This window comes from Fructilactobacillus sanfranciscensis DSM 20451, assembly GCF_001436035.1.
Classification (GTDB): Bacteria; Bacillota; Bacilli; order Lactobacillales; family Lactobacillaceae; genus Fructilactobacillus; species Fructilactobacillus sanfranciscensis.
This window is the reverse complement of the sequence record NZ_AYYM01000010.1, coordinates 1-21,741: the sequence shown is the minus strand read 5'-3', so window position 1 is coordinate 21,741 and position 21,741 is coordinate 1. Positions and strand designations below refer to the sequence as shown.

Annotated in this window: 23 protein-coding genes, 1 other RNA gene, 2 pseudogenes and 2 other annotated features; of the genes and pseudogenes, 23 read left to right on the top strand and 3 right to left on the bottom strand. The window is 35.1% G+C overall.

Annotated features, from left to right (window positions below; translation table 11 throughout):
* Window positions 1–103: 103 nt before the first annotated feature.
* The 16 genes and pseudogenes from cysS (at window position 104) to FD36_RS03810 (ending at window position 13,710) form a co-directional block, all read left to right on the top strand.
* Window positions 104–1,522 carry a cysteine--tRNA ligase gene (gene cysS / locus FD36_RS03885; protein WP_056958126.1) on the top strand — a complete coding sequence of 473 codons (1,419 nt, stop codon included), beginning with the start codon at window positions 104–106 and terminating at the stop codon, window positions 1,520–1,522.
* A complete protein-coding gene (locus FD36_RS03880) occupies window positions 1,522–1,947 on the top strand; it encodes a Mini-ribonuclease 3 (protein ID WP_056958124.1) in 426 nt (141 codons plus the stop codon). The genes cysS and FD36_RS03880 overlap by 1 nt, the downstream gene beginning before the upstream one ends.
* Window positions 1,937–2,688, top strand: a pseudogene (gene rlmB, locus FD36_RS03875) (23S rRNA (guanosine(2251)-2'-O)-methyltransferase RlmB). The gene FD36_RS03880 and the pseudogene rlmB overlap by 11 nt, the downstream one beginning before the upstream one ends.
* A 2-nt stretch (window positions 2,689–2,690) precedes the next feature.
* The gene (locus FD36_RS03870) at window positions 2,691–3,230 is read left to right on the top strand and encodes a YacP-like NYN domain-containing protein (protein ID WP_056958123.1); all 540 of its coding nucleotides are present in this window, start codon (window positions 2,691–2,693) and stop codon (window positions 3,228–3,230) included.
* Window positions 3,231–3,393: 163 nt separating this feature from the next.
* Window positions 3,394–4,008 (top strand): hypothetical protein, encoded by a 615-nt coding sequence (locus tag FD36_RS03865; protein WP_056958121.1) that lies wholly within the window; start codon window positions 3,394–3,396, stop codon window positions 4,006–4,008.
* A gap of 12 nt (window positions 4,009–4,020) precedes the next feature.
* Entirely contained in the window at window positions 4,021–4,170 is a 150-nt protein-coding gene (gene rpmG / locus FD36_RS03860; RefSeq protein ID WP_014081762.1) for a 50S ribosomal protein L33, read from the top strand.
* Window positions 4,171–4,183: 13 nt separating this feature from the next.
* Window positions 4,184–4,360: a preprotein translocase subunit SecE gene (secE, locus tag FD36_RS03855; protein ID WP_014081763.1), complete on the top strand. Its 177-nt coding sequence runs from the start codon at window positions 4,184–4,186 to the stop codon at window positions 4,358–4,360.
* Between the two features lie 107 nt (window positions 4,361–4,467).
* Window positions 4,468–5,022 carry a transcription termination/antitermination protein NusG gene (gene nusG, locus FD36_RS03850; protein ID WP_056958119.1) on the top strand — a complete coding sequence of 185 codons (555 nt, stop codon included), beginning with the start codon at window positions 4,468–4,470 and terminating at the stop codon, window positions 5,020–5,022.
* A 126-nt stretch (window positions 5,023–5,148) separates the two neighbouring features.
* Window positions 5,149–5,574 carry a 50S ribosomal protein L11 gene (gene rplK / locus FD36_RS03845; RefSeq protein WP_041817634.1) on the top strand — a complete coding sequence of 142 codons (426 nt, stop codon included), beginning with the start codon at window positions 5,149–5,151 and terminating at the stop codon, window positions 5,572–5,574.
* 95 nt (window positions 5,575–5,669) lie between these two features.
* Window positions 5,670–6,362, top strand: a complete 693-nt coding sequence (gene rplA, locus FD36_RS03840; RefSeq protein ID WP_014081766.1) for a 50S ribosomal protein L1 — start codon at window positions 5,670–5,672, stop codon at window positions 6,360–6,362.
* Window positions 6,363–6,421: 59 nt separating this feature from the next.
* Window positions 6,422–6,541, top strand: a sequence feature (ribosomal protein L10 leader region).
* A 26-nt stretch (window positions 6,542–6,567) separates the two neighbouring features.
* The gene (gene rplJ, locus FD36_RS03835; RefSeq protein ID WP_014081767.1) at window positions 6,568–7,077 is read left to right on the top strand and encodes a 50S ribosomal protein L10; all 510 of its coding nucleotides are present in this window, start codon (window positions 6,568–6,570) and stop codon (window positions 7,075–7,077) included.
* A 35-nt stretch (window positions 7,078–7,112) separates the two neighbouring features.
* Window positions 7,113–7,475: a 50S ribosomal protein L7/L12 gene (rplL, locus tag FD36_RS03830; RefSeq protein WP_014081768.1), complete on the top strand. Its 363-nt coding sequence runs from the start codon at window positions 7,113–7,115 to the stop codon at window positions 7,473–7,475.
* Between the two features lie 89 nt (window positions 7,476–7,564).
* A complete protein-coding gene (gene mprF, locus FD36_RS03825; RefSeq protein ID WP_056958117.1) occupies window positions 7,565–10,117 on the top strand; it encodes a bifunctional lysylphosphatidylglycerol flippase/synthetase MprF in 2,553 nt (850 codons plus the stop codon).
* 82 nt (window positions 10,118–10,199) lie between these two features.
* Window positions 10,200–10,447 (top strand) — a binding site (T-box leader).
* Window positions 10,448–10,498: 51 nt separating this feature from the next.
* Window positions 10,499–11,797: pseudogene (locus tag FD36_RS03820) on the top strand (amino acid permease).
* Between the two features lie 10 nt (window positions 11,798–11,807).
* Window positions 11,808–12,719 (top strand): homocysteine S-methyltransferase, encoded by a 912-nt coding sequence (gene mmuM / locus FD36_RS03815; RefSeq protein WP_056958152.1) that lies wholly within the window; start codon window positions 11,808–11,810, stop codon window positions 12,717–12,719.
* Between the two features lie 64 nt (window positions 12,720–12,783).
* Entirely contained in the window at window positions 12,784–13,710 is a 927-nt protein-coding gene (locus tag FD36_RS03810) for an L-lactate dehydrogenase (protein WP_056958115.1), read from the top strand.
* 49 nt (window positions 13,711–13,759) lie between these two features.
* Here FD36_RS03810 and nrdF read toward each other — a convergent pair whose 3' ends face one another.
* Genes nrdF through nrdH form a run of 3 tightly spaced genes read right to left on the bottom strand, consistent with a single transcriptional unit; the run spans window position 13,760 to window position 17,239 of the window.
* Window positions 13,760–14,776, bottom strand: coding sequence for a class 1b ribonucleoside-diphosphate reductase subunit beta (nrdF, locus tag FD36_RS03805; protein ID WP_180996135.1), 1,017 nt, complete (start codon window positions 14,774–14,776; stop codon window positions 13,760–13,762).
* A gap of 13 nt (window positions 14,777–14,789) precedes the next feature.
* The gene (nrdE, locus tag FD36_RS03800; protein ID WP_056958113.1) at window positions 14,790–16,958 is read right to left on the bottom strand and encodes a class 1b ribonucleoside-diphosphate reductase subunit alpha; all 2,169 of its coding nucleotides are present in this window, start codon (window positions 16,956–16,958) and stop codon (window positions 14,790–14,792) included.
* A 41-nt stretch (window positions 16,959–16,999) separates the two neighbouring features.
* Window positions 17,000–17,239: a glutaredoxin-like protein NrdH gene (gene nrdH, locus FD36_RS03795; RefSeq protein WP_056958111.1), complete on the bottom strand. Its 240-nt coding sequence runs from the start codon at window positions 17,237–17,239 to the stop codon at window positions 17,000–17,002.
* A gap of 150 nt (window positions 17,240–17,389) precedes the next feature.
* Here nrdH and FD36_RS03790 point away from each other — a divergent pair, with 150 nt between their 5' ends.
* The 7 genes from FD36_RS03790 (at window position 17,390) to FD36_RS03765 (ending at window position 21,643) form a co-directional block, all read left to right on the top strand.
* A complete protein-coding gene (locus tag FD36_RS03790; protein WP_014081777.1) occupies window positions 17,390–17,995 on the top strand; it encodes a class I SAM-dependent methyltransferase in 606 nt (201 codons plus the stop codon).
* A gap of 4 nt (window positions 17,996–17,999) precedes the next feature.
* Window positions 18,000–18,467, top strand: coding sequence for a tRNA adenosine(34) deaminase TadA (gene tadA / locus FD36_RS03785; RefSeq protein ID WP_056958108.1), 468 nt, complete (start codon window positions 18,000–18,002; stop codon window positions 18,465–18,467).
* 35 nt (window positions 18,468–18,502) lie between these two features.
* Window positions 18,503–18,601, top strand: an RNA gene (ffs, locus tag FD36_RS06490) — signal recognition particle sRNA small type.
* A 112-nt stretch (window positions 18,602–18,713) separates the two neighbouring features.
* A complete protein-coding gene (gene dnaX / locus FD36_RS03780; RefSeq protein ID WP_056958106.1) occupies window positions 18,714–20,441 on the top strand; it encodes a DNA polymerase III subunit gamma/tau in 1,728 nt (575 codons plus the stop codon).
* Between the two features lie 13 nt (window positions 20,442–20,454).
* On the top strand, window positions 20,455–20,775 hold the full coding sequence (locus FD36_RS03775) for a YbaB/EbfC family nucleoid-associated protein (protein ID WP_081462397.1): 321 nt from the start codon (window positions 20,455–20,457) through the stop codon (window positions 20,773–20,775).
* A gap of 13 nt (window positions 20,776–20,788) precedes the next feature.
* Window positions 20,789–21,388, top strand: coding sequence for a recombination mediator RecR (gene recR / locus FD36_RS03770; RefSeq protein ID WP_014081781.1), 600 nt, complete (start codon window positions 20,789–20,791; stop codon window positions 21,386–21,388).
* A 9-nt stretch (window positions 21,389–21,397) separates the two neighbouring features.
* Window positions 21,398–21,643, top strand: coding sequence for a YaaL family protein (locus FD36_RS03765; RefSeq protein ID WP_056958103.1), 246 nt, complete (start codon window positions 21,398–21,400; stop codon window positions 21,641–21,643).
* The last annotated feature ends 98 nt before the right edge of the window (window positions 21,644–21,741 follow it).

Sequence of the window (21,741 nt, the reverse complement as noted above, 5' to 3'; positions counted from 1 at the left end):
AAATATTTTTAAAATGATTGGTCTAGTTGCATACTAGGCCTTTTGTTTTGGGAAAAATTAGTGTCGATATGATATCATTAAGTGAAAAACGTAGGAGGTAGTTATGGGATTAAAAGTTTATAATTCATTAAATAATGAAATGGAAGTTTTCGAACCACTTCAGGCAGGTAAAGTGAATATGTATGTCTGTGGTCCTACCGTTTATAACTACATCCATATTGGTAACGCACGTAGTATTGTAGCTTTTGATACCATTAGAAGATACTTGGAATATCTTGGTTATGATGTAAATTATGTTTCTAATTTTACTGATGTTGACGACAAGATGATTAAAGCAGCCAAAGAAGACGGAATTACGGTTCCGGAGGTTGCTGATAAATTTATTAAAGCTTATTTTGAAGATACTAAAGCTTTAAACGTTGAACCAGCTACATTAAATCCTCGGGCAACGGAAAACATTCCAGACATTATTAAATTTGTGCAAGCCTTGATTGACCAAGGCTATGCCTACAGTATTGATGGAGATGTTTACTATCGGGCACGTAAATTTAAAACTTATGGTGAACTTGGACACGAAGATCTTGATACTTTAGAAAGTGGAGCTAGCCAACATGTTTCAGCCGATGAACTAGCTAAAAAAGAAGATCCAATTGATTTTGCTTTGTGGAAAAAAGCTAAGCCAGATGAAATTTCATGGGATTCCCCTTGGGGAAAAGGTCGTCCAGGTTGGCACATAGAATGTTCCGTAATGTCAACAAAATACTTAGGGGATACTTTTGATATTCATGGTGGTGGAATTGATCTTGAATTTCCTCATCACGAAAACGAACGCGCTCAAAGTGAAGCTAAGACTGGCAAACGGTTTGTTAATTACTGGTTGCATAACGGTTTTGTGACAGTTGGTGATGACGACGAAAAAATGAGTAAATCGTTAGGTAATTTTGTGACTGTTCATGATTTAATTAAGAAAATTGACCCACAAGTCTTACGGTTTATGATGTCAACTACTCAATATCGTCGGCCTATTCGCTTTAGTCAAGCTGGCTTAGACGAGGCCACAGCAAACTTAAAGAAATTACAAACTGCTTATACTAATTTGGAATATCGCTTAAAAGATGCAGAAGAAGACGGTGATCCAAAAGTTGACCAAGAAATTCGCCAACTTCAAGCTGATTTTCAAGATGCCATGGATGATGATTTTAATGTCCAAAATGGAATTGCAAAAGTTTATGAGATTGCTAAATTAGGGAACGTTTATGCAGAACGGCCATTTGTTTTCAAAGAAACGATTGAGTTAATTATGCAACGCTTGAAACAATTGTCATCAATCTTTGGAATTGAACTTAGTGCGACAGCTTTTAATGATGCGGATGTTGAAAAATTAATTGCAGAACGTAATCAAGCTCGAGCTGATCACAATTTTCAAAGAAGTGATGAGATTCGGGATGAATTGAAAGAACAAGGAATTGTCCTTGAGGATACATCACAAGGAACTCGGTTTAGAAGGGAAAATAAGCGTTAATGAGTGAATCTGATAAAAATATAGAATTTAAACAATTAAATGGAGTAGCTTTAGCTTACCTTGGTGATGCAGTTTATGAAGTGTACATTAGACGTCATTTAATCGATGAAGGAGTTACCCGGCCTAATCATTTACAGCGTAAGGCAACTAAATATGTATCTGCAAAAGCGCAGGCGGGATTAATTTCTTTGATGGAAGAAGATAATTTATTAAGTGAAGAAGAACAATACTTCTTTAAAAGGGGACGTAACGCTAAGAGTTATACCCATGCCAAAAATACCAGCGTTGTAACTTACCGTGTTTCCACCGGATTTGAAGCCTTATTTGGTTTTTTATCTTTGAGTGGACAAGAAGAAAGATTAACTGAACTTGCACAATGGTGCATAAATCAAGTTGAATCTGGGAGAGTAGTTTATGAAAAATAATGAAGATTTTATCATTGGCCGTCATCCGGCCGTTGCGGCTTTAAGAAATCAAGAACAAGACATTAACAAAGTTTTTCTCCAAAATGGGATTAGCAAGGATGATGAAACTGTTCAAACCATTCTTAAATTAGCTAAAGGACGTCATTTGGTGATTTCCAATGTTCCTAAGTCAAAATTAGACTTAATGTCTGACCACCAAAATCATCAAGGAGTAATGCTAGCCATTGCAGCTTTTAAATATGCCACGATTGATGATTTATTTGAGAATGCCGTAAAAAGAACGAAACTCCATTTTTTGTAATTCTTGATAATATTGCTGACCCACATAACTTGGGATCAATTTTAAGAACAGCGGATGCAGCAGGAGTTCATGGTGTAATTATTCCTAAGCATCGTTCAGTTGGCTTAACTTCAACAGTTGCTAAAACATCAGCTGGAGCAATTGAACGAGTACCCGTTGCCAAAGTTACTAATTTGGTAAATACTGTTAACGATTTGAAAGATCGTGGGGTCTGGGTTTTTGGAACCGATATGCAAGGAACTGATTATCGTCGTTGGAATGCCGAAGGGGCATCTGCTTTAATTATTGGCAGTGAAGGAAAGGGAATTTCCCCATTATTAAAGAAACAAGTGGATGAAATGTTAACTATCCCCATGATTGGAAATATTCAAAGCTTGAATGCATCAGTAGCTGCTGGTTTATTGATGTATCAAGGCTTTAATTCTCGACACCCATTATAATCATGGCAAAATTAGCTAAAACTGAATTACTAATTGTTGATGCTTATAATGTGATTGGAAATTGGGAACATTTAAATCGCTTAAAACTAGATAATAAGTTGCCAGAAGCACGTGATGAGTTAATCAGTGAATTAGTGGAATATCAAAAATATAGTGGTAAAGAAATTATCGTCGTTTTTGACGCTATGTATGTTCCTGGATTAGCAAAATCAAAGCAAGTTAACAACGTTAAAGTGGTCTGGACGAATAAAAATGAAACTGCTGATACCTATATTGAAGCATTGGCAGCACGCGAGCAGTCATTGTTCATGCAAGTTGAAGTCGCAACAAGTGATCATGCAGAGCAATGGACGATTTTTTCGGCAGGCGCTTTACGAGTACCAGCACAAGAATTGTTAGTTTCGGTGCGAAGAACCAAGAAAGAAATTCGTAACGAAGCAAAAAATTATAATAGTAATTTAACTGGTAATCGGGTAACTTTTAATGAAGGTCAGCTAGATAAGTTGACGCAATTAAGGGATAAATTATCAAAGGATGAGTAAATACTCGTCCTTTTTTATTTGAAAAAATTTACAATTTTATTAGAAAATAAATAAGCTAAAATTGGTATGATAGCTGTCTTCTATTTGGAACAATTGTTCGCTTGTGAGAGGTTGTTATTCTTTGTAATTTATTAATCAAGCACTTACAAGGAGATCTCCATATATGAATTCAAGCAATGTTTGCAACTGTGATCCACAATTAATTATTGACGCCAAAACTGATGGTGATCGGTTTTATCAACTATTTCAACAATTTTCACCAGTTTATTTAAAGTTGTGGCATGAATTTTATGTCTCAGATATGGATTTGGCTGATTGGAGTCAAGAATCAGCGATGGTCTTAATTAAGATTGTCAATAAGTACGATATTAGTAAGAAAGTGACTTTTGGTTCATTTTACAAAGCTAGCTTGAAAAATCGCTTATTTGATTTGATTAGAAAACGGAAGGCACAAAAACGAGTTCCAACTAATGCACAAACATCTTTAAATCGATTTGCGGAATATTATGCTGATACGATTTCAGATACGACAGCTTTTAATCCTTATGAAATTTATGAATTCTATGAGCAAATTGAACAAGTTAGTTGGACCTGTTCTAAATTTGAAAAATGTGTCTTAACTGATTCTTTACGTCACTTTAGCCCAGAGCAAATTGCACAACGTGAACAAGTTACAGTTTTAAAAGTAAAAAATGCTTTAATGCGTTGTCGCAGAAAATATGATGATCATACCCGTTTGACGCAACTGAAATTAGATGATAAAGTTAAGGCTAATTAAGGAGGTGTAATTATGTCACAGAAAAAGGTTGCATTAGCATGTACAATTTGTGGTTCACGTAATTACACCATTACTGCAAAGCCTAACCGTGAAACGCGATTAGAATTAAAAAAATACTGTAAACATTGTGGTAAAAATACAATTCATCGAGAAACGCATTAAGGAGATTTGATTAATGATAAGACTTTGGAAATTTTTTAAGAGTGTTGTAGCTGAAATGAAGTTAGTGGTTTGGCCTAACGCTAAACAAACTAGAACCGATACTGTTACAGTTATTGGGACTACGATTTTCTTCACTGCCTTCCTTGGAATTATTGATTGGGCAGTCCAAACATTACTTATTAAGCTTTAGAACTTGTTAAACTAGATAACTATTTAATTTTCTGTTATAGTTGAATCACGAACTTCGTTTGCGCGAGGTTTTTTATTTTGGTCGATTTAGTAAAGGAGATTATTGCAGTGGTAGAATCAGCTGAAAAACAATGGTATGTGCTTCATACTTATTCTGGATACGAAAATAAAGTTAAAGAAAACCTTGAATCAAGAAGAGATTCAATGGGGATGCAAGACTACATCTTTGATGTTGTTGTTCCAGAAACTGAAAAGCATGAAGTTAAGAATGGTAAAGAAAAAGTGGTAATGGATAAGACTTTTCCAGGTTACGTGCTTGTTCAAATGGTAATGACTGATCGTGCTTGGTATGTTGTTCGTAATACACCAGGTGTAACTGGTTTTATCGGATCACATGGACAAGGTTCAAAGCCAAATCCGTTACTTCCAGAAGAGGTTGAACATGTGATGGCTCAACTTGGAATGAAGCAAAACATTCAACCTTTGGATAGTAAAGTTGGTGATACTGTTACAATTATTGAAGGAGCATTCAATGGTCTTTCAGGTAAAATAACTAGTATCGATAATGAAAAAGGTAAGTTAAAAGTTAATATTGATATGTTTGGTAGAGAAACTAGTACCGAACTAGATTTCAAGCAAGTAAAGCCATTGGAAAATAATTAATCATAGTAATTGTTGTAATCTGAGATTGCTTATGCTATAATTTTCCAGTGTACTTTGTGCATAATCAACGTGGGAGAAGAAATTTCATCTTCATTTACCACACACGGACTTAAGGAGGTTTGTCTCGTGGCTAAAAAAGTAGTAGATATTGTAAAGTTACAAATTGCAGCGGGTAAAGCAACACCTGCTCCTCCAGTTGGACCTGCATTGGGTCAAGCTGGTGTGAACATTATGGAATTTACAAAGGATTTTAATGCACGTACTGCTGATCAAGCAGGAATGCTTATTCCGGTTGTAATTACCGTATTTGAAGATCACTCATTTAGTTTCATTACTAAGACTCCACCTGCCGCTATTCTTTTAAAGAAAGCTGCTGGTGTTGAATCTGGTTCTGGTGAACCTAACACTAAGAAGGTTGCTAGCGTAACCAAAGCTCAAGTGAAGGAAATCGCTGAAACTAAAATGCAAGATCTAAACGCAGCTGATGTTGAAGCAGCTATGCGTATGATTGAAGGTACTGCACGTAGTATGGGATTCACTGTCGAAGGTTAATTCTAAACCCGTAGTAGTCGCTGTATTATCAAAAGGTAATACTTGAAGTGGGAGGAACTTGATTCCGTTGGACCACATTGCAAGGAGGAAATCACATGGCTCGTAAAAGAGGTAAGAAGTATAGAGATGCTGCTGAACAAATCGATAAGAGTATTGCATACCCAGTCGATGAAGCAGTTGCACTTGTTCAAAAATTAGATGTTGCCAACTTTGATGATTCAATCGAAGTTGTTATTAAATTAAACGTTGATACAAAACAAGCTGATCAACAATTACGTGGTGCCGTAGTTTTACCTAATGGTACTGGTAAAGATCAAAAAGTTATTGTATTTGCTAAGGGTGATAAAGCTAAAGAAGCTGAAGCAGCCGGTGCAGACGTTGTTGGTGAAGAAGACTTAGCACAAAAGATCATGGACGGTTGGATGGACTTTGATGTTGCCGTTTCAACTCCTGATATGATGGCTCAAGTTGGTCGTTTAGGACGTGTGCTTGGACCTAAAGGTTTAATGCCTAACCCTAAGACTGGTACTGTAACTATGGATGTTACAAAGGCCGTTTCTGAAGCCAAAGCTGGTAAGGTTACTTACCGTACTGATCGTGATGGTAACATTGCTGTTGCAATTGGTAAAAAATCATTTGATACAGATAAGTTAGTTGAAAACTTTAAGACTGTTGAAAGCATTTTGGTTAAAAACCGTCCTGCTTCTGTTCACGGTACTTACATTCAAAACATTTCTGTTTCATCAACTTTTGGTCCTGGTGTTAAAGTTTCACCTGAATCATTTTAAAGTACTGACCTAAAAATTAAATCCCTGTATTGACTAATTAATTTTCCTATGGTAAATTATTAGTATAATATGATTCGCCTAAGACTCAGGTGGCTTTTAAAGCCTTAATTAATGCCTGCCGAGGAGTTTAACGACTTTTCTCTATGTTTTGGCGAACATAGGGATTTTTTTATAGGTTCCAAATTTCATTGGGAGGTGAAAATTTATGCCAAAAAAAGAAGTTATTGATGCCAAAGCCAAAAAGGTTGACGAAATTGCTAAAGACTTTGAAGAAGCTGTTTCAGCAATTGTAGTTGATTCTCGTGGTTTGACTGTTGCTCAAGACACTGAATTACGTAAGGAATTACGTGATAGTGGTGTTAAACTTATGGTTATTAAAAACAAGATTTTAGAACGTGCTGCTGATCAAAGTGGTCATGATGATTTAAAATCAGTCTTTAATGGACCAAGTGCCGTTGCATTTTCTCACGAAGATGCCGTTGCACCTGCTAAGATTTTGAAAAAATTTGCTGATGAAAATGATGCTCTTGTAATCAAGGGTGGAATTATCGAAGGTGAAGTTGCAGGTATTGAAAAGATTAATGAATTTGCTACATTACCAAGTCATGAAGAATTACTTGCTACTCTTGCAAATATCTTACAAGCACCTGTTCGTAACGTTGCATATGCCGTTAAGGCTGTTGCAGACAGCAAGTCTGAAGAAGACGCTGAATAATAAAAATATAAATGTCCTATTAGGAGGAATTTAACATGGCTTTTGAAAAAGATAACATTATTGCTCAATTAAAAGATGCTTCAATCACTGATTTAAACGATTTGGTTAAAGCAATCGAAGACGAATTTGACGTTTCAGCTTCTGCTCCAGTTGCTGCTGCTGGTGCTGCTGGTGCCGCTGCTGCTAAGAGCACTTTCGATGTAGAATTAACTTCTGCTGGTGCTGGTAAGATCAAAGTTATCAAGGAACTTAAAGGTATCACTGGTCTTGGTCTTAAAGAATGTAAAGGAATCGTTGATAACGCACCATCAATGGTTAAAGAAGGTCTTTCAGAAGACGAAGCTAACGACATCAAGGAAAAACTTGAAGCCCAAGGCGCAACTGTTACTCTTAAATAGTAACTAGTCTTTATATAAAAGGGATGTGTGAAATCACACATCCCTTTTTTACTACCTATCGTTATTTGAAGATTTTTTGGAGGAACCATTTGAAAGCATTCTTTAAAAAATTTATTGATTTCTTTAATAAGTATCTAAATGTAATTAAAATTATTTTTTTAATAGTGGTAGCAGCTTTCGTTGTATTTGAAGCCCATAGTATTTTAAAAGAAATTAATGGACAACAAATGAAACAAAGCTTGGCTTCACAGTCACCACAGCACTTATTAATTTTAACAATTTTGGGTTTACTTGCTGTTACTCCCATGCTAATCTATGATTTTACTTTTACAGAATTTTTACCTGTTAAGTTTAAACCTTTGTATGTAATAAAAAGTGGTTGGATAACTAACACCTTTACTAATATCGCTGGATTTGGTGGTTTTTTAGGAGCCAGCTTGCGAGCTAACTTTTATAGTAAAGACGCTAGTAAGAAACAAATTGTTTATGCAATTTCTAAAGTGGCCCTATTTTTACTTGCGGGATTGTCAACTTATTGTTTAATTTCATTAGTGCTGATTTTCGGTTTTGGGATTGGAAATCGCTTTGCCGGAGATTGGATTTGGTTATTGGGTGGGGGAGCATATTTCCCAATTGTTTTCTTATTTACTAGATTTAGCAATTCTGAATTTTTTGCTGATTTAACGATTCGAAGAGAACTTAAATTAATTCTTGGATCATGTTTAGAATGGGGTTCGTGTGTAGCTTTGTTCTTAGTGATTGGGGATTTTATGAATCTTCACATTGACATCTGGAATGTGATTCCAATGTTTTTTGCTGCCAATGTTTTTGGAGTTATTTCAATGCTTCCAGGTGGACTTGGAACTTTTGATACCATGATGATTCTTGGACTTAGTGAATTAGGAATCTCTCCAACCCTTGCAACCGTTTGGCTATTACTTTATCGAATTTTTTATTACTTTATTCCATTTGGAATCGGAGCATTTTTGTTTGGAATTGAATTAGCCGGCCGTTTTAACAAGTTTTTAGATGAAATTCCTGCTAGTATTATTCAAAGGTCATCCCAGTTAATTATTACGATTTTTATGTATTTTTCTGGGATTATGATGATTTTATTGGCTACTGTTCCTAACATGGTCTTGTTAAATCCGCTTTATAATTCTTTGGCACCATTTACCTTATATTTCTTAAGCCAACTTTCCAATGTAATCATTGGATGCTTGCTAATTGGGTTAGCTAGAGGAGTAGGTTTGCGAGTTAAAAAAGCGTTTTGGCCAACTGTATTTCTTTTGCTTTTTGCAATTGGAAATACACTTTGGAAAGAAGACTTTCCAATTCGATTAGCGATTTTCTTAGCATTTATTTTAATTTGTTTAATTTTTTCTCGTAAGGGAATGTACCGTGATCGCTTAACATACTCTTGGGGAGCAGCTATTACAGATGCGGGAATCTTTGTGGTTTCTTTTGCAGTTTATTGTTTAGTTGGTTTTGTGCTGGGACATGATCATGGTGGCATTAAAATGTCGAATGAATATTTACTTCCTTCACAACAAGGTTGGGTAATTGGATTAATTGGATTTATCATTGCCATTTGTATCCTTTATGGTTTGATTCGTTTTCTTTCTTACTCCGATACTCCTTGGATGAACCAACCATTTGATCAAGAACGGGTAAAAAAAGTAATTGATCAATTTGGTGGAAATGAAGTTAGTCACTTAGTTTTTCTTCGCGATAAAAAGGTGTATTTCTATACTGAAGATGGCGAAGACCAGATTGTGTTTATGTACAAACAAAAAGCTAATAAGCTAATTGTGATGGGTGAACCGTTTGGTAATCAAGCTAAATTAGATAAAGCCATTGATAAATTTATGATTGATGTAGATAATGTTGATCTAACTTTGGTATTTTATGAAGTTGGTGAATCATTAACGATGTTACTTCATGATAAAGGTTTTGATTTCATCAAAGCTGGTGAAGAAGGACACGTTGACTTGGAGACATTTACTTTAGTCGGTAAAAAACATCGTGGTGAACGTGCATTAATGCATAAGTTTGAGCGAGATGGTTTTAAATTTAAAATTATTAATCCACCATTTTCTGCTGAAACTATGAATGATTTGAAGAAAATTTCAGATGAATGGTTAGAGGGCCGTGATGAAAAGGGATTCTCATTAGGATTCTTTGATCCTTATTACCTTAACCAAGCTCCAATCGCTGTAATTTGTGATGAAAATGACAAAATTGTTGCATTCGCTAACATTATGCCAACTGGGGATCATGCCATGACTTCAATTGATTTAATGAGATCAAGTGAAGAAGCACCTTCGGGAATTATGGATGGAATTTTCATTAATTTGTTTAATTATTCTAAAGAAGAAGGTTATCGTTGGTTTAACTTAGGAATGGCTCCGTTAGCAAATGTGGGTAATTCTCGTTTTAGTTTTATTAACGAAAAAATTGCTCATTTAATTTATGAATATGGGGATGCTTTCTATAGTTTCCAAGGACTTCGGTCTTACAAACAAAAATATGTCGATAAATGGGAATCAAAATATTTCGTTTATCGTAAAAATAATTCACTTGTGTTCACAATGTTACAGCTTCTTCAAATTGTTAACGAACGTCCACTGTTGAAAAAATAAAATAATTCGGATTATTCCGAATTATTTTTGCTTTATTCGTTTGGCAATTCGTTTTTACTTGTTTGAAATAACAATAATAATTAAATAATTGATGTAGAAGTTAAGTACAAATGAAAATTTCTCAGAGAATTCTTGGTTGGTGTGAAAGAATGAAATAGCAATTTGGAAAATGGGCTTTAAAAAACTTTATTAGTGAATAGTTAGCTAATAGCGGGTTTGTTACCGATACCATTACAAAGTTATACCATTTTAAACGGTGTAACTTATAGAGATATATTTTGAAAAAAATATATGAACTAAGGTGGTAACACGAGCGCACTCGTCCTTTGATTAGGATGGGTGTTTTTTTATTGTTTTTGATACATCTTAAAGGAGAATAGCATGGCAGAAGAACATAAAAATCATTTATCACGGGCAATGACCTCACGACAAGTACTAATGATTTCACTTGGAGGAGAATTGGAACGGGTTTATTTTTAAGCTCTGGTTATACAATTCATGAAGCAGGTCCAGTTGGAACAATTTTGGCTTATTTAATTGGGGCAGTAATTGTTTACTTAGTAATGCTTTGTTTAGGAGAACTTTCAGTAGCAATGCCAGAAACTGGATCATTTCATGTTTATGCACAAAAATATTTAGGAAAGAGTGCTGGTTTTGTCGTCGCTATCTTATATTGGCACTTGGATATGGAGCTTGTTATTCATGATTTTAATTTTTGCGATTAATGCTTTTTCAGTAAAATGGTTTGCTGAGACCGAATTTTGGTTTTCAAGTATCAAAGTTGCTGTCATTGTTGCGTTTATTTTATTAGGGGCAGGTGCCATTTTTGGAATCTTTAGTTTTCATGGAAACCATCAACTGATTGGATTCAAAAATTTTTATGAACATGGTTTGTTTCCAAATGGTTTTGGTGGAGTATTCACAACCATGTTAACCGTTAACTTTGCTTTTTCAGGAACTGAGTTAATTGGAATTACTGCAGGAGAAACTAAAAATCCAGCTACCACAATTCCAAAAGCAATTAAAACGACTTTATGGCGTTTAATTCTCTTTTTTATTGGGAGTATGATCGTGATGAGCTCCTTGATTTCGTATAAACAAGCTGGAGTTACTCAAAGTCCCTTTGTCTTAATCTTTTCTGAGATGGGAATTCCGTTTGCCGCCGATATTATGAATTTTGTGGTTTTAACTGCCATTATTTCGGCTGCTAATTCTGGATTATATGCCTCAACAAGAATGTTATGGTCATTAGCAAATGAAGGAATTATTCCTAAAATTTTTAAGCAAACTAATCGAAAAGAAATTCCTATTTATGCTTTAATCGCCAGTATGATTGGAGGAGTTTTTGCACTATTTTCAGCGGTATATGCGGCTGGATCAGTTTATTTAGTTCTAGTTTCTATCTCTGGTTTAGCAGTGGTTTTTGTTTGGATGGCAATTGCCTTGTCAGAATTACAATTTAGAAAGCATTATGTTGCAAGTGGAAAAGACGTTCGTGACTTAGTTTATCGAACCCCATTTTATCCATGGACACCATTAGCAGCATTTATTTTATGTTTCTTATCATGTATATTGATTTGGGTTGATCCTAATCAAAGGGTAGCGCTTTATTACACCGTTCCATTTGTTGTAATTTGTTATGTTTTTTATGAAATCAAAATTAGATATGATAAAAAGTGAGAAATCAAAAATGACTAAAACTTCAGTTGAAAAACGATTACAAGAGAAACTTGTCTTAGATGGGGCAATGGGAACTGAATTAGAAAAATTAGGTGTAAAAACCAATGATTTGTTGTGGTCAGCAAATGCCTTGATTAATAATCCAAAATCAATTTATCAAGTTCATGCGGACTATTTTAAAGCAGGTGCAGACATTGCGATTACTGATACTTATCAAGCTAATGTTGCGGCTTTTGCTAAAGTTGGAATTAATCACGATCAAGCACTTGACCTAATTAAAAAGGGTGTAGAGCTAGCTAAACAAGCGCGTGATGATTTTAATCCAGCTGGTTTAGTTGCTGGATGTGTTGGTCCTTACGGAGCTTATTTAGCTAATGGGGCAGAATATACAGGTGCATATGATTTATCATTTGCTGAATACCAAAAGTTTCATCAAGAAAAAATTAAAACTCTAATTAATGCTGGGTCTGATTTAATTTCCGTTGATACAATGCCTAATTTTGCAGAAATTAAATCTGTGGTAAAAATAATTAATGATTTACCGAATAAAATTCCGTATTGGATTAGTTTAAGTGTGAAAGATGAAAATACTTTAAGTGATGGGACTCCTTTACGTGATGTAATTATTTGGTTAGGAAAGCAATCAGGCATTAGTGGAATTGGAGTAAATTGTACCAAAATTGAAAATATTACTCCCATTGTAAGTTTGATGCATCATCTCACTGATTTACCAATTGTAGTTTATCCTAATCCGGGTGATATTTATGATCCGCAAACTAAAACTTGGACTTCAGTCCCTCATACTGATACTTTTGAACAGGAAGTACCGCGATGGCTTGCAGAAGGAGCGAACATTATCGGTGGTTGCTGCCGTACTACACCCCAAGATATCGAACAAATAACTGAAATCATTAAAAATTAATGGTATTTTAAAAATAAACTGTTAAAATGATTAGCAATGATAATAATAGGAGGATATTTATAATATGACAAGAAAAATTGGAATTATCGGAGATGGACACGTTGGTTCAACAGTAGCACATTATATTGTGACAAATGACTTTGCCGACGATTTAGTTTTAATTGATAAAAATGAGGCTAAAGTAAATGCAGATGCAATTGACTTTCGAGAAGCAATGCCCAATTTACCATTTCACACTAATATCACAGTTAATGATTATGCCGCTTTAAAAGATGCTGATGTAATTATTTCTGCTTTAGGAAATATCCGCTTGAATGATGGTGCCAAAGAAGATCGTTTTTCTGAACTTGCTTACAATAGTGAACAAGTTAAATCCGTGGCAGCTAAGATCCGTGATTCAGGCTTTAATGGAATCATCATTGCCATTACTAATCCAGTTGATGTGATTACTTCACTTTATCAGCAGATTACTGGCTTGCCTAAAAAGCATGTGATTGGGACTGGAACGCTCTTGGATTCAGCGCGAATGAAACGTGCTGTCGCCGAAAAACTAAATCTTGATTCCCGTTCGGTAACAGGATATAACCTAGGTGAACATGGTAATTCTCAATTTACTGCTTGGTCAACGGTTCGTGCTTTAGATAAGCCATTAACCGAATTAGCAAAAGAACGTCACTTAGATTTAGATGCTTTAGATAACGAAGCCCGTCATGGAGGTTATACCATTTTTAAAGGAAAAGGGTACACAAGTTATGGAGTTGCTACTGCAGCAGTTCGATTAGCTAATGTAGTTCTTTCTGACGCACATACTGTTTTACCAGTCTCTAATTATCGAAAAGACTATGATTCTTATTTGTCATATCCTGTGGTAGTTGGACGTGATGGTGTCTTAGATGATGTATCACTTAATTTAACGGATGAGGAAAAAGAAAAATTACAAAATTCAGCTGATTTTATTAAAACTAATTTTAAGAAATATAGTGAAAAATAGTTTAAAAAAAGAGCCACTTCATTGAAGTGGCTCTTTTACTATTTAAAATTTATTTATTTTTGTGTTTATCTTCCCAAGAACCAAATAGATAATCATCATCTGACATTGCTTCAACATTACCAAGACGATAACCATTTCCAACTTCTGAGAAGAAGTCATGATTAACTGTTGAAGTTGAAATTCCGTTCATCACAACGGGGTTAACATCTTCAGCAGTATCTGGAAACATTGGGTCTTGACCCAAGTTCATTAAAGCTTTATTGGCATTGTAACGGATGAAAGTAAGCACTTTATCTGTTAAACCAGTTTTATCATATAAAAGATGGGTGTAATTAACCTCGTTTTCGTATAAGTCATAAAGGAAGTTATACATCCAATCTTTAAGTTCAGCTTGTTCATTAGGACTTAATTGATTAAATTGAATCTGAAATTTGTAACCAACATAGGTACCGTGAACTGATTCATCCCGAATAATTAACTTGATGATTTCAGCCACATTGGTCAATTTATTATGACCTAGATACCAAAGTGGGGTGAAGAATCCAGAGTAAAAGAGAAAGGTTTCTAGAAATACACTTGAAATTTTCTTTTTTAATGGGTGTTCATCATTATGATAAAGGTTATAAATTCTTTTGGTTTTGCTTTGTAAAAATTCTTCAGAATCACTCCAGTCAAAAATTTCATTGATTTCTTTAGGAGTGTTTAAAGTTGAAAAGATTGTAGAATAGCTTTTAGCATGGACTGATTCCATGAATTGAATATTGTTTAATACCGCAACTTCATGTTGAGTATGTGCATCTGCTCTTAATGATGCCATTCCATCTTGAGATTGAAGGGTATCTAATAAAGTTAATCCACCAAAGACATGTCCAACGAGCCATTTGTGATCGTCATCAAGTTCACGCCAATCTTTTAAATCGTTAGAAACTGGTACTCGGGTATCTAACCAAAATTGTTCTGTAAGTTTGTGCCAGGTTGCTTCATCAACATCGTCATCAACTCGATTCCAGTTAATGGCTTTGTAATTACCCTTTAACTTACCCGTTAAAATTTCGTTCATATTCATTGATATAATCCTCCTAAATGACACAGCTTTGACATTCGTTAGCACCAACTGTGTCGTTGTTATCAGTGAAAGTTCTAACGTAGTAAATTGATTTAATGCCTTTATGGTAAGCATAATTTCTTAAGATTGTTAAATCACGTGTTGACATCTTTGGATCACGACCATTTTTCCATTCGTACATCCCTTCAGGAATGGTAGAACGCATGAAGAGGGTCATACTTAAACTTTGATCAACGTGTTTTTGGGCTTCAGCAAAGATATCGATTTCTTTACGCATATCAATATCATAAGCTGATTCATAATATGGAAGGGTATCGTTTGAAAGGTAAGGAACGGGATAAAAAATTGTTCCAATTTTAGCATCTTGTCGTTCTTCAATTCGACTAACGATTGGGGCAATACTTGCGGTAGCGTCACCAATGTAGGCTGTTGAACCATTAGGAGCAACTGCCATCCGGTTTTGATGATATAAACCATAAGTCATAACTGACTTCTTAAGCTCTTCCCAGTCTTTTTCAGAAGGCACAAAGGTACCCTTGAAGAGGTCCTTAACTTTTTCTGATTGGGGACCCCAATCTTTGGCGGTGTACTTATCAAAATAAGTACCATCTGCATATTTACTGTTTTCAAAGTTATGGAATGACTTACCGCGTTCTTTAGCAATCTTGTTAGATGCAACTAGAGTCCAGTAGTTCAAGAGCATAAAGTAAACACCAGTAAATTCGATTGATTCAGGCGAACCGTAATACATATGATTTAAAGCGAGAAATGAGTGAAGACCCATGGCACCAAGTCCAATCGAATGGCTTAAATCATTTCCTCTTCTAATTGAAGGAACAACATCAATTTTACTTTCATCGGTCACGTAGGTTAAGGCACGCACCATTGTGTTAACAGATTCACCAAAATCATCTGATTTCATCAAATTAACGACGTTTGTTGAACCTAGGTTACATGAAATATCAGTCCCTAATTGGTCATACTGTTGCAAGTCATTAATGATTGATGGGGTTTGCACTTGCATAATTTCAGAACACAAGTTACTCATGACAATTTTACCGGCAACTGGTTTTTCCCGGTTAGCAGTATCAATGTTCATGATGTAAGGATAACCGGATTCTTGTTGTAATTTACCGATTTCGGTTTCTAAATCACGAGCCTTCATTTTTTTCTTGCGGATGTTTTCGTTAGCAACTAAATTGTCATATTCTTTAGTGATGTCAACGTAAGAGAATGGAACTCCATATTCTTTTTCCACATCATAAGGGCTAAAGAGATACATATCTTGATCATTTTTAGCAAGTTCATAAAACTTATCAGGAACGGTTAGTCCTAAAGATAAGGTATTAACTCGAATTTTTTCATCAGCATTTTCTTTTTTAACTGAAAGAAAGTCAATAATATCAGGATGAAAGACACTAAGATAAACAACACCAGCACCTTGACGTTGGCCTAATTGATTTGAGTAGGTAAAACTGTCTTCTAACAGTTTCATGACTGGCATTACTCCACTAGCAGCGCCTTGAATGTGCTTAATTGGATCTCCAGCAGCACGAAGGTTAGAAAGGTTAATTCCTACACCTCCACCAATTTTAGAGAGTTGTAAGGCCGAATTAATGGTTCTTCCGATACTATTCATATCATCAGTAGTTTGGATTAAGAAACATGAAATTAATTCTCCACGCCGTTTTTTTCCAGCGTTTAAGAAAGTTGGCGTAGCTGGTTGGAAACGTTGGTGAATTAATTCATCAGCTAAACGCATTGCTAATTCTTGATCACCGTCAGCTAAAAAGAGGGCGTTCATTGCAGTCCGATCAATGTATCTTTCAAGATATTGATTACCATCATTTGTTTTTAAGGCATATTGTGCATAAAATTTATAGGCAGCCATAAATGATTTAAAGGTAAAATGTTGATCCTCTAAGTATTGGTAAAGTTTTTCAATAAATGAAAAAGGATACTTTTCTAAAAAGCTAGCTTCAATGTAGTTATTTTTAGTTAAGTAATCCAAACGATCCTTTAAAGAATCAAACTTTACGGTATTAGGAATCACGTTTTCTTTAATAAAAGCATCTAGGGCTTCTTTATCTTTTTCTAGTCTAATTTTTCCATCTTTTGATGGGATGTTGATCTCGTTATTTAATCTATAATAACTAACATCAGTTTGGTCTTTTAGCGACATATTCCTAGTGCTCCTTGTTGTGTATAATAGGTAATATAATGTTAAGCGAATTCTGCTACTAGTTTGTTTAGGCAATCAGGTCTAAAACCAGTAAATGATTCGGCACCTTCGACTTCAACAACTGGAACTACTTGGAAACCTAACTCTTTTAAGTAGGTAACAAATTCTGGGTTTTCAGAAGTGTTTTTTTCTACGAAATCGATGTTGTGTTCCTCAAGGAAACGCTTAGTCATTTTACATTGGATACAATTGTTTTTAGTAAATACTGTAATTGAATTCATAATCTTCATCTCCTGTTTATACGATATAATAGATTTTACTACGAACACTTAATCTTTCAAATGAAAACACACCATATATGGAGTGTGCACTTGAGAAACACGCTATATATAGTGTGTGAAACTAAAAAATATTTTTGAGGACGTGCTATCATGAACAACTTTTATTACACAGAAAATCCAGATGTTCAACATGATGAAAAACATTGGGAATATACCTTATTGAATTACACGCTTAGTTTTGTTTCAGATAACGGTGTGTTTTCTAAAAGCACCATTGACTATGGATCACGAGTTTTGATTAACGCAGTTGATTTAAAAAACATTCCAGCTGGTAATGTTTTAGATTTAGGTTGTGGTTATGGACCAATTGGTTTGTTTTTAGCAAAAAATAACCCAGACCGTAATTTTACCATGGTTGACGTAAATAATTTAGCTTTATCTTTAGCAAAACGAAATGCAGAACAGAATCAAATTGAAAATGTTTCGATTTTTGCTTCGAACGTTTATGAAAACGTAGAAGGTAAATTTGCTGCCATCATTACTAATCCACCAGTTCGAGCAGGCAAAGAAGTCGTAGATGCAATGATTACTGGATCATACGATCATTTAGAAAAAGATGGAACGTTAACGGTTGTATTACAAAAAAAACAAGGAGCACCGTCTGCCAAAAAATTAATGAAAAAGATTTTTGGTAATGTTGAAATTGTAACTCGTGACAAAGGTTATTACATTTTGTTAAGTAGAAAAGTGGATTAAATAGATGACAGAAATTGATCAAAATTTTATGGAAGTTGCTTTGCGTGAGGCTAACTTTGCGGCTCAAATCGGAGAAGTACCAATTGGGGCTGCCATCGTTAAAGATGGAAAAGTGATTGCGACTGCGCATAATCTACGTGAACATAGTGAAATGGCTACGCAACACGCTGAAATCATTGCAATTGAAGCAGCTTGTACTGAATTAAAGAGTTGGCGGTTAACTGATTGCACGCTTTACGTAACGATTGAACCTTGCGTAATGTGTGCAGGTGCTATTTTAAATGCTCGGATTGATCGAGTTGTTTACGGCGCTATGAACCAAAAAGGTGGGGCAGTTGGTAGTCTTTATAATGTCCTTACTGATTCACGACAAAACCATCAAGTAGAAGTAATTGCTGGAGTAAAAGCAGATAATTCTGCTCATATAATGAAGAAATTTTTTAAAAGTAAGCGAAAACGACGTAATCACTAGACAAAAAACAGAGAATAAGATAATATAGTATTTGCCGCAAGGCATGAAGCAAAGATGGAATTACGAACCGTGTCAGGTCCGGAAGGAAGCAGCACTAAGTTTTCTCTGTCTTGTGCTTCTTTTTTTATGCTTATAAACTTTCAGTCATTCGACTGGAAGTTTTTTTCATGTCAATTAATTTGGTATTTAAATCGTAATCAAGCTATAATAGTAACAGTCTAAAAACAAAAAGAAAGGAAGTTCTTCATGGGTTATCAAGCTTTATATCGGGTCTGGAGACCCCAACGATTTGATGAAATTGTTGGTCAACAGGTCATTACACAAACATTAAAAAACGCTTTGGTAACTGACCAGATTAGCCATGCTTATCTGTTTAACGGACCTCGTGGAACTGGGAAGACTTCAACTGCAAAGATTTTAGCTAAAGCGGTTAACTGTGAACATTTAAAAGATGGGGAACCTTGTAATGAATGTGACATTTGTGTTGCCATTAACAACGGTTCACTTAATGATGTGATTGAAATTGATGCGGCCTCTAACAATGGGGTTGAAGAGATTCGTAACATTCGCGATAAGGCAAAATATGCTCCCACTGAAGCAAAATATAAAGTTTATATTATTGATGAAGTTCATATGCTTTCCATTGGGGCTTTTAATGCCTTATTAAAGACCTTGGAAGAGCCTCCTGAACATGTGATATTTATCTTAGCAACAACTGAACCACATAAGATTCCTGCTACCATCATTTCTAGGGTCCAACGATTTGACTTTAAACGGATTCAAGCCAAAGATATCTTAGAACAAATGGAGAAAATCTTAGATTCAAAGAAAATTAAGTACGATGATCGTGCTTTAAAAGTTATTGCTAAAAGTGCTGAAGGTGGAATGCGGGATGCTTTGAGTATCTTGGACCAAGTGCTTTCTTACAGTGATGATGAAATTACTTATGACAGTGCCTTACAAGTGACTGGAAGTGTTGCTCGCGATGATTTGCAAGCTTACATGCAAGCAATTATCAACGGTGACGTAAGGGTTGGTTTAAAAGAAGTCCAAGCGATTTTAAATAATGGAAAAGATGCCAGTCAGTTTATTGAAGATCTAATTAATTATTGCCAAAATATTTTGTTATACAAACAAGATTCAGAAATGGTTGAAGCTAGTGAATTAGGTTTGCTTGGTGATGATTTCAAAGAAATTGCTGAGAAGGTCAAATCTTCTAAGGTTTATTATTATGTAGAAACAATGAATGATGTACAGCGTCAATTACGTTCAACTTATCATCCAGATGTTTACCTCGATATTTTGACAGTTAAATTGGCTAATCAACCGGCGGAAACTACTCCAGTTAGCCAACCAAATGTTAAAAAAACAGTTGATACAGAAGTTGTTTCAAAATTACAGTTGCAAATTGATGCGTTAACCAAACAGTTAGAACAAGTTAAGCACGCAGCCCCCGTTCAAACTATGACTAAACCAGTTCCTCGAGAAACCGCCACAAAAAATGACAATCCCAAAGCAACCGTTGATTTTGAAAGAGTTTCTAAGGTTTTAGGGTCAGCAACCCGTGCTAATTTAACTGCATATCAAAGTCAATGGGATGATGTTATGAACCTCTTGTCAGTTACTCAAAGGGCATTGATGCATGTTTCAAAACCAGTAGCTGCAAGTGCTGATGGAATCGTAGTAGCATTTAATTATGCTTTTCTTTATCAAAAAGCGGGTACTGATAATGATCTAATGGATGCGTTACAAAACGCGATGGATCGTGTATTTGGTAAAGTTCCAGACATTATATTTGTTCCAATTGATGAGTGGCCTGGAATTAGAAAAGAATACTTAGCCAATAATCCAGTGGAAAAACATTCCAAACCTGGAAAAGAAAATGTAACAGAAGAGCAACAAACCAAAAATGAAGCGGTTGAAAAGGCCCAAGAATTATTTGGAAATGATATAGTAAAAGTAGAAGATAATTAAAGGAGAACTTAACATGGGTATGAATGGTATGAACATGGGTAAGATTATGAAACAAGCCCAAGAAATGCAAAAGAAAATGGCAGCACAACAAAGTGAAATCGAAAACAGTGAATTTACAGGAGTTTCACCAGAAGAATTAGTTACTGTAACATTTGGTGGTAACCGTCGAATGAAAGATATGCAAATTAAAGCAGAAGCAATTGATCCAGATGATCCTGATATGTTATCAGATTTAGTTTTAAGTGCTGTGAATGATGCTTTAGCTAAGATTGATGACACTACTCAAAGTAAGATGGGTCAATTTACGCAAGGAATGAATATTCCTGGATTATAAAGAGGAAAATTAAATGCAATATCCAGAACCAGTTGCAAAGTTAATTGATAGTTATATGCACTTGCCTGGAATTGGTAAAAAAACCGCCACACGGTTAGCTTTTTATACGATTGATATGAACAAAGATGATGTGCTTAATTTTGCTGAAGCTTTAACTGATACAAAAGAAAAGCTTAAATTTTGTTCAATCTGTGGCAATATCACAGAAAATGACCCATGTGATATCTGTGCTGACCCTAATCGTGATCAATCAAAAATTCTTGTTGTCGAGCAACCGAAAGACGTTGCTACAATGGAAAAAATGAAAGATTACAAAGGGTTATACCACGTTTTGCATGGGGTACTTTCGCCAATGGAAGGTAAAGGACCTGACGATATTAATATCAGTTCGTTAATCCAGCGCTTACAAAAAAATGAAGCAATTCAAGAAGTAATTGTGGCAACTAACGCAACTCCCGAAGGTGACGCAACGGCAATGTATTTAGCCCGTTTGTTGAAACCGGCTGGAATTAAAGTAACACGACTTGCTCGGGGCTTGTCTGTCGGTAGTGATATTGAATATGCTGATGAAATGACATTGTTCAAAGCAGTTGAAGGTCGGACTGAGATGTGAGGAATGCAAATGTTTGGATTTAATAAAAGAAAAGATTTTAAACAGATTTATGATGAAGAATTATTAAAGTCGATTAATCTTTTAAAGCGTGATTGGAATCAAGCGCAACAAACACAAATGGCTGTTGCTGATGTAGATGATCAAATCATTGCGCAAACAGAGTTAGCAAAACAAAAATATGAATTTATGTACCGTCAAATTCGGAAACGAAACTTGAAAAATAATCGGATTCAATCTAATGTCTATGATCATTAGGTAGCCAAACAGGCTCGTCATTGTTGACGGGCCTGTTTTTTATTTGAGTTATCAATTTTATGGATGTAAGCTGATTTCTGAGACAACTTTTAAGAGAG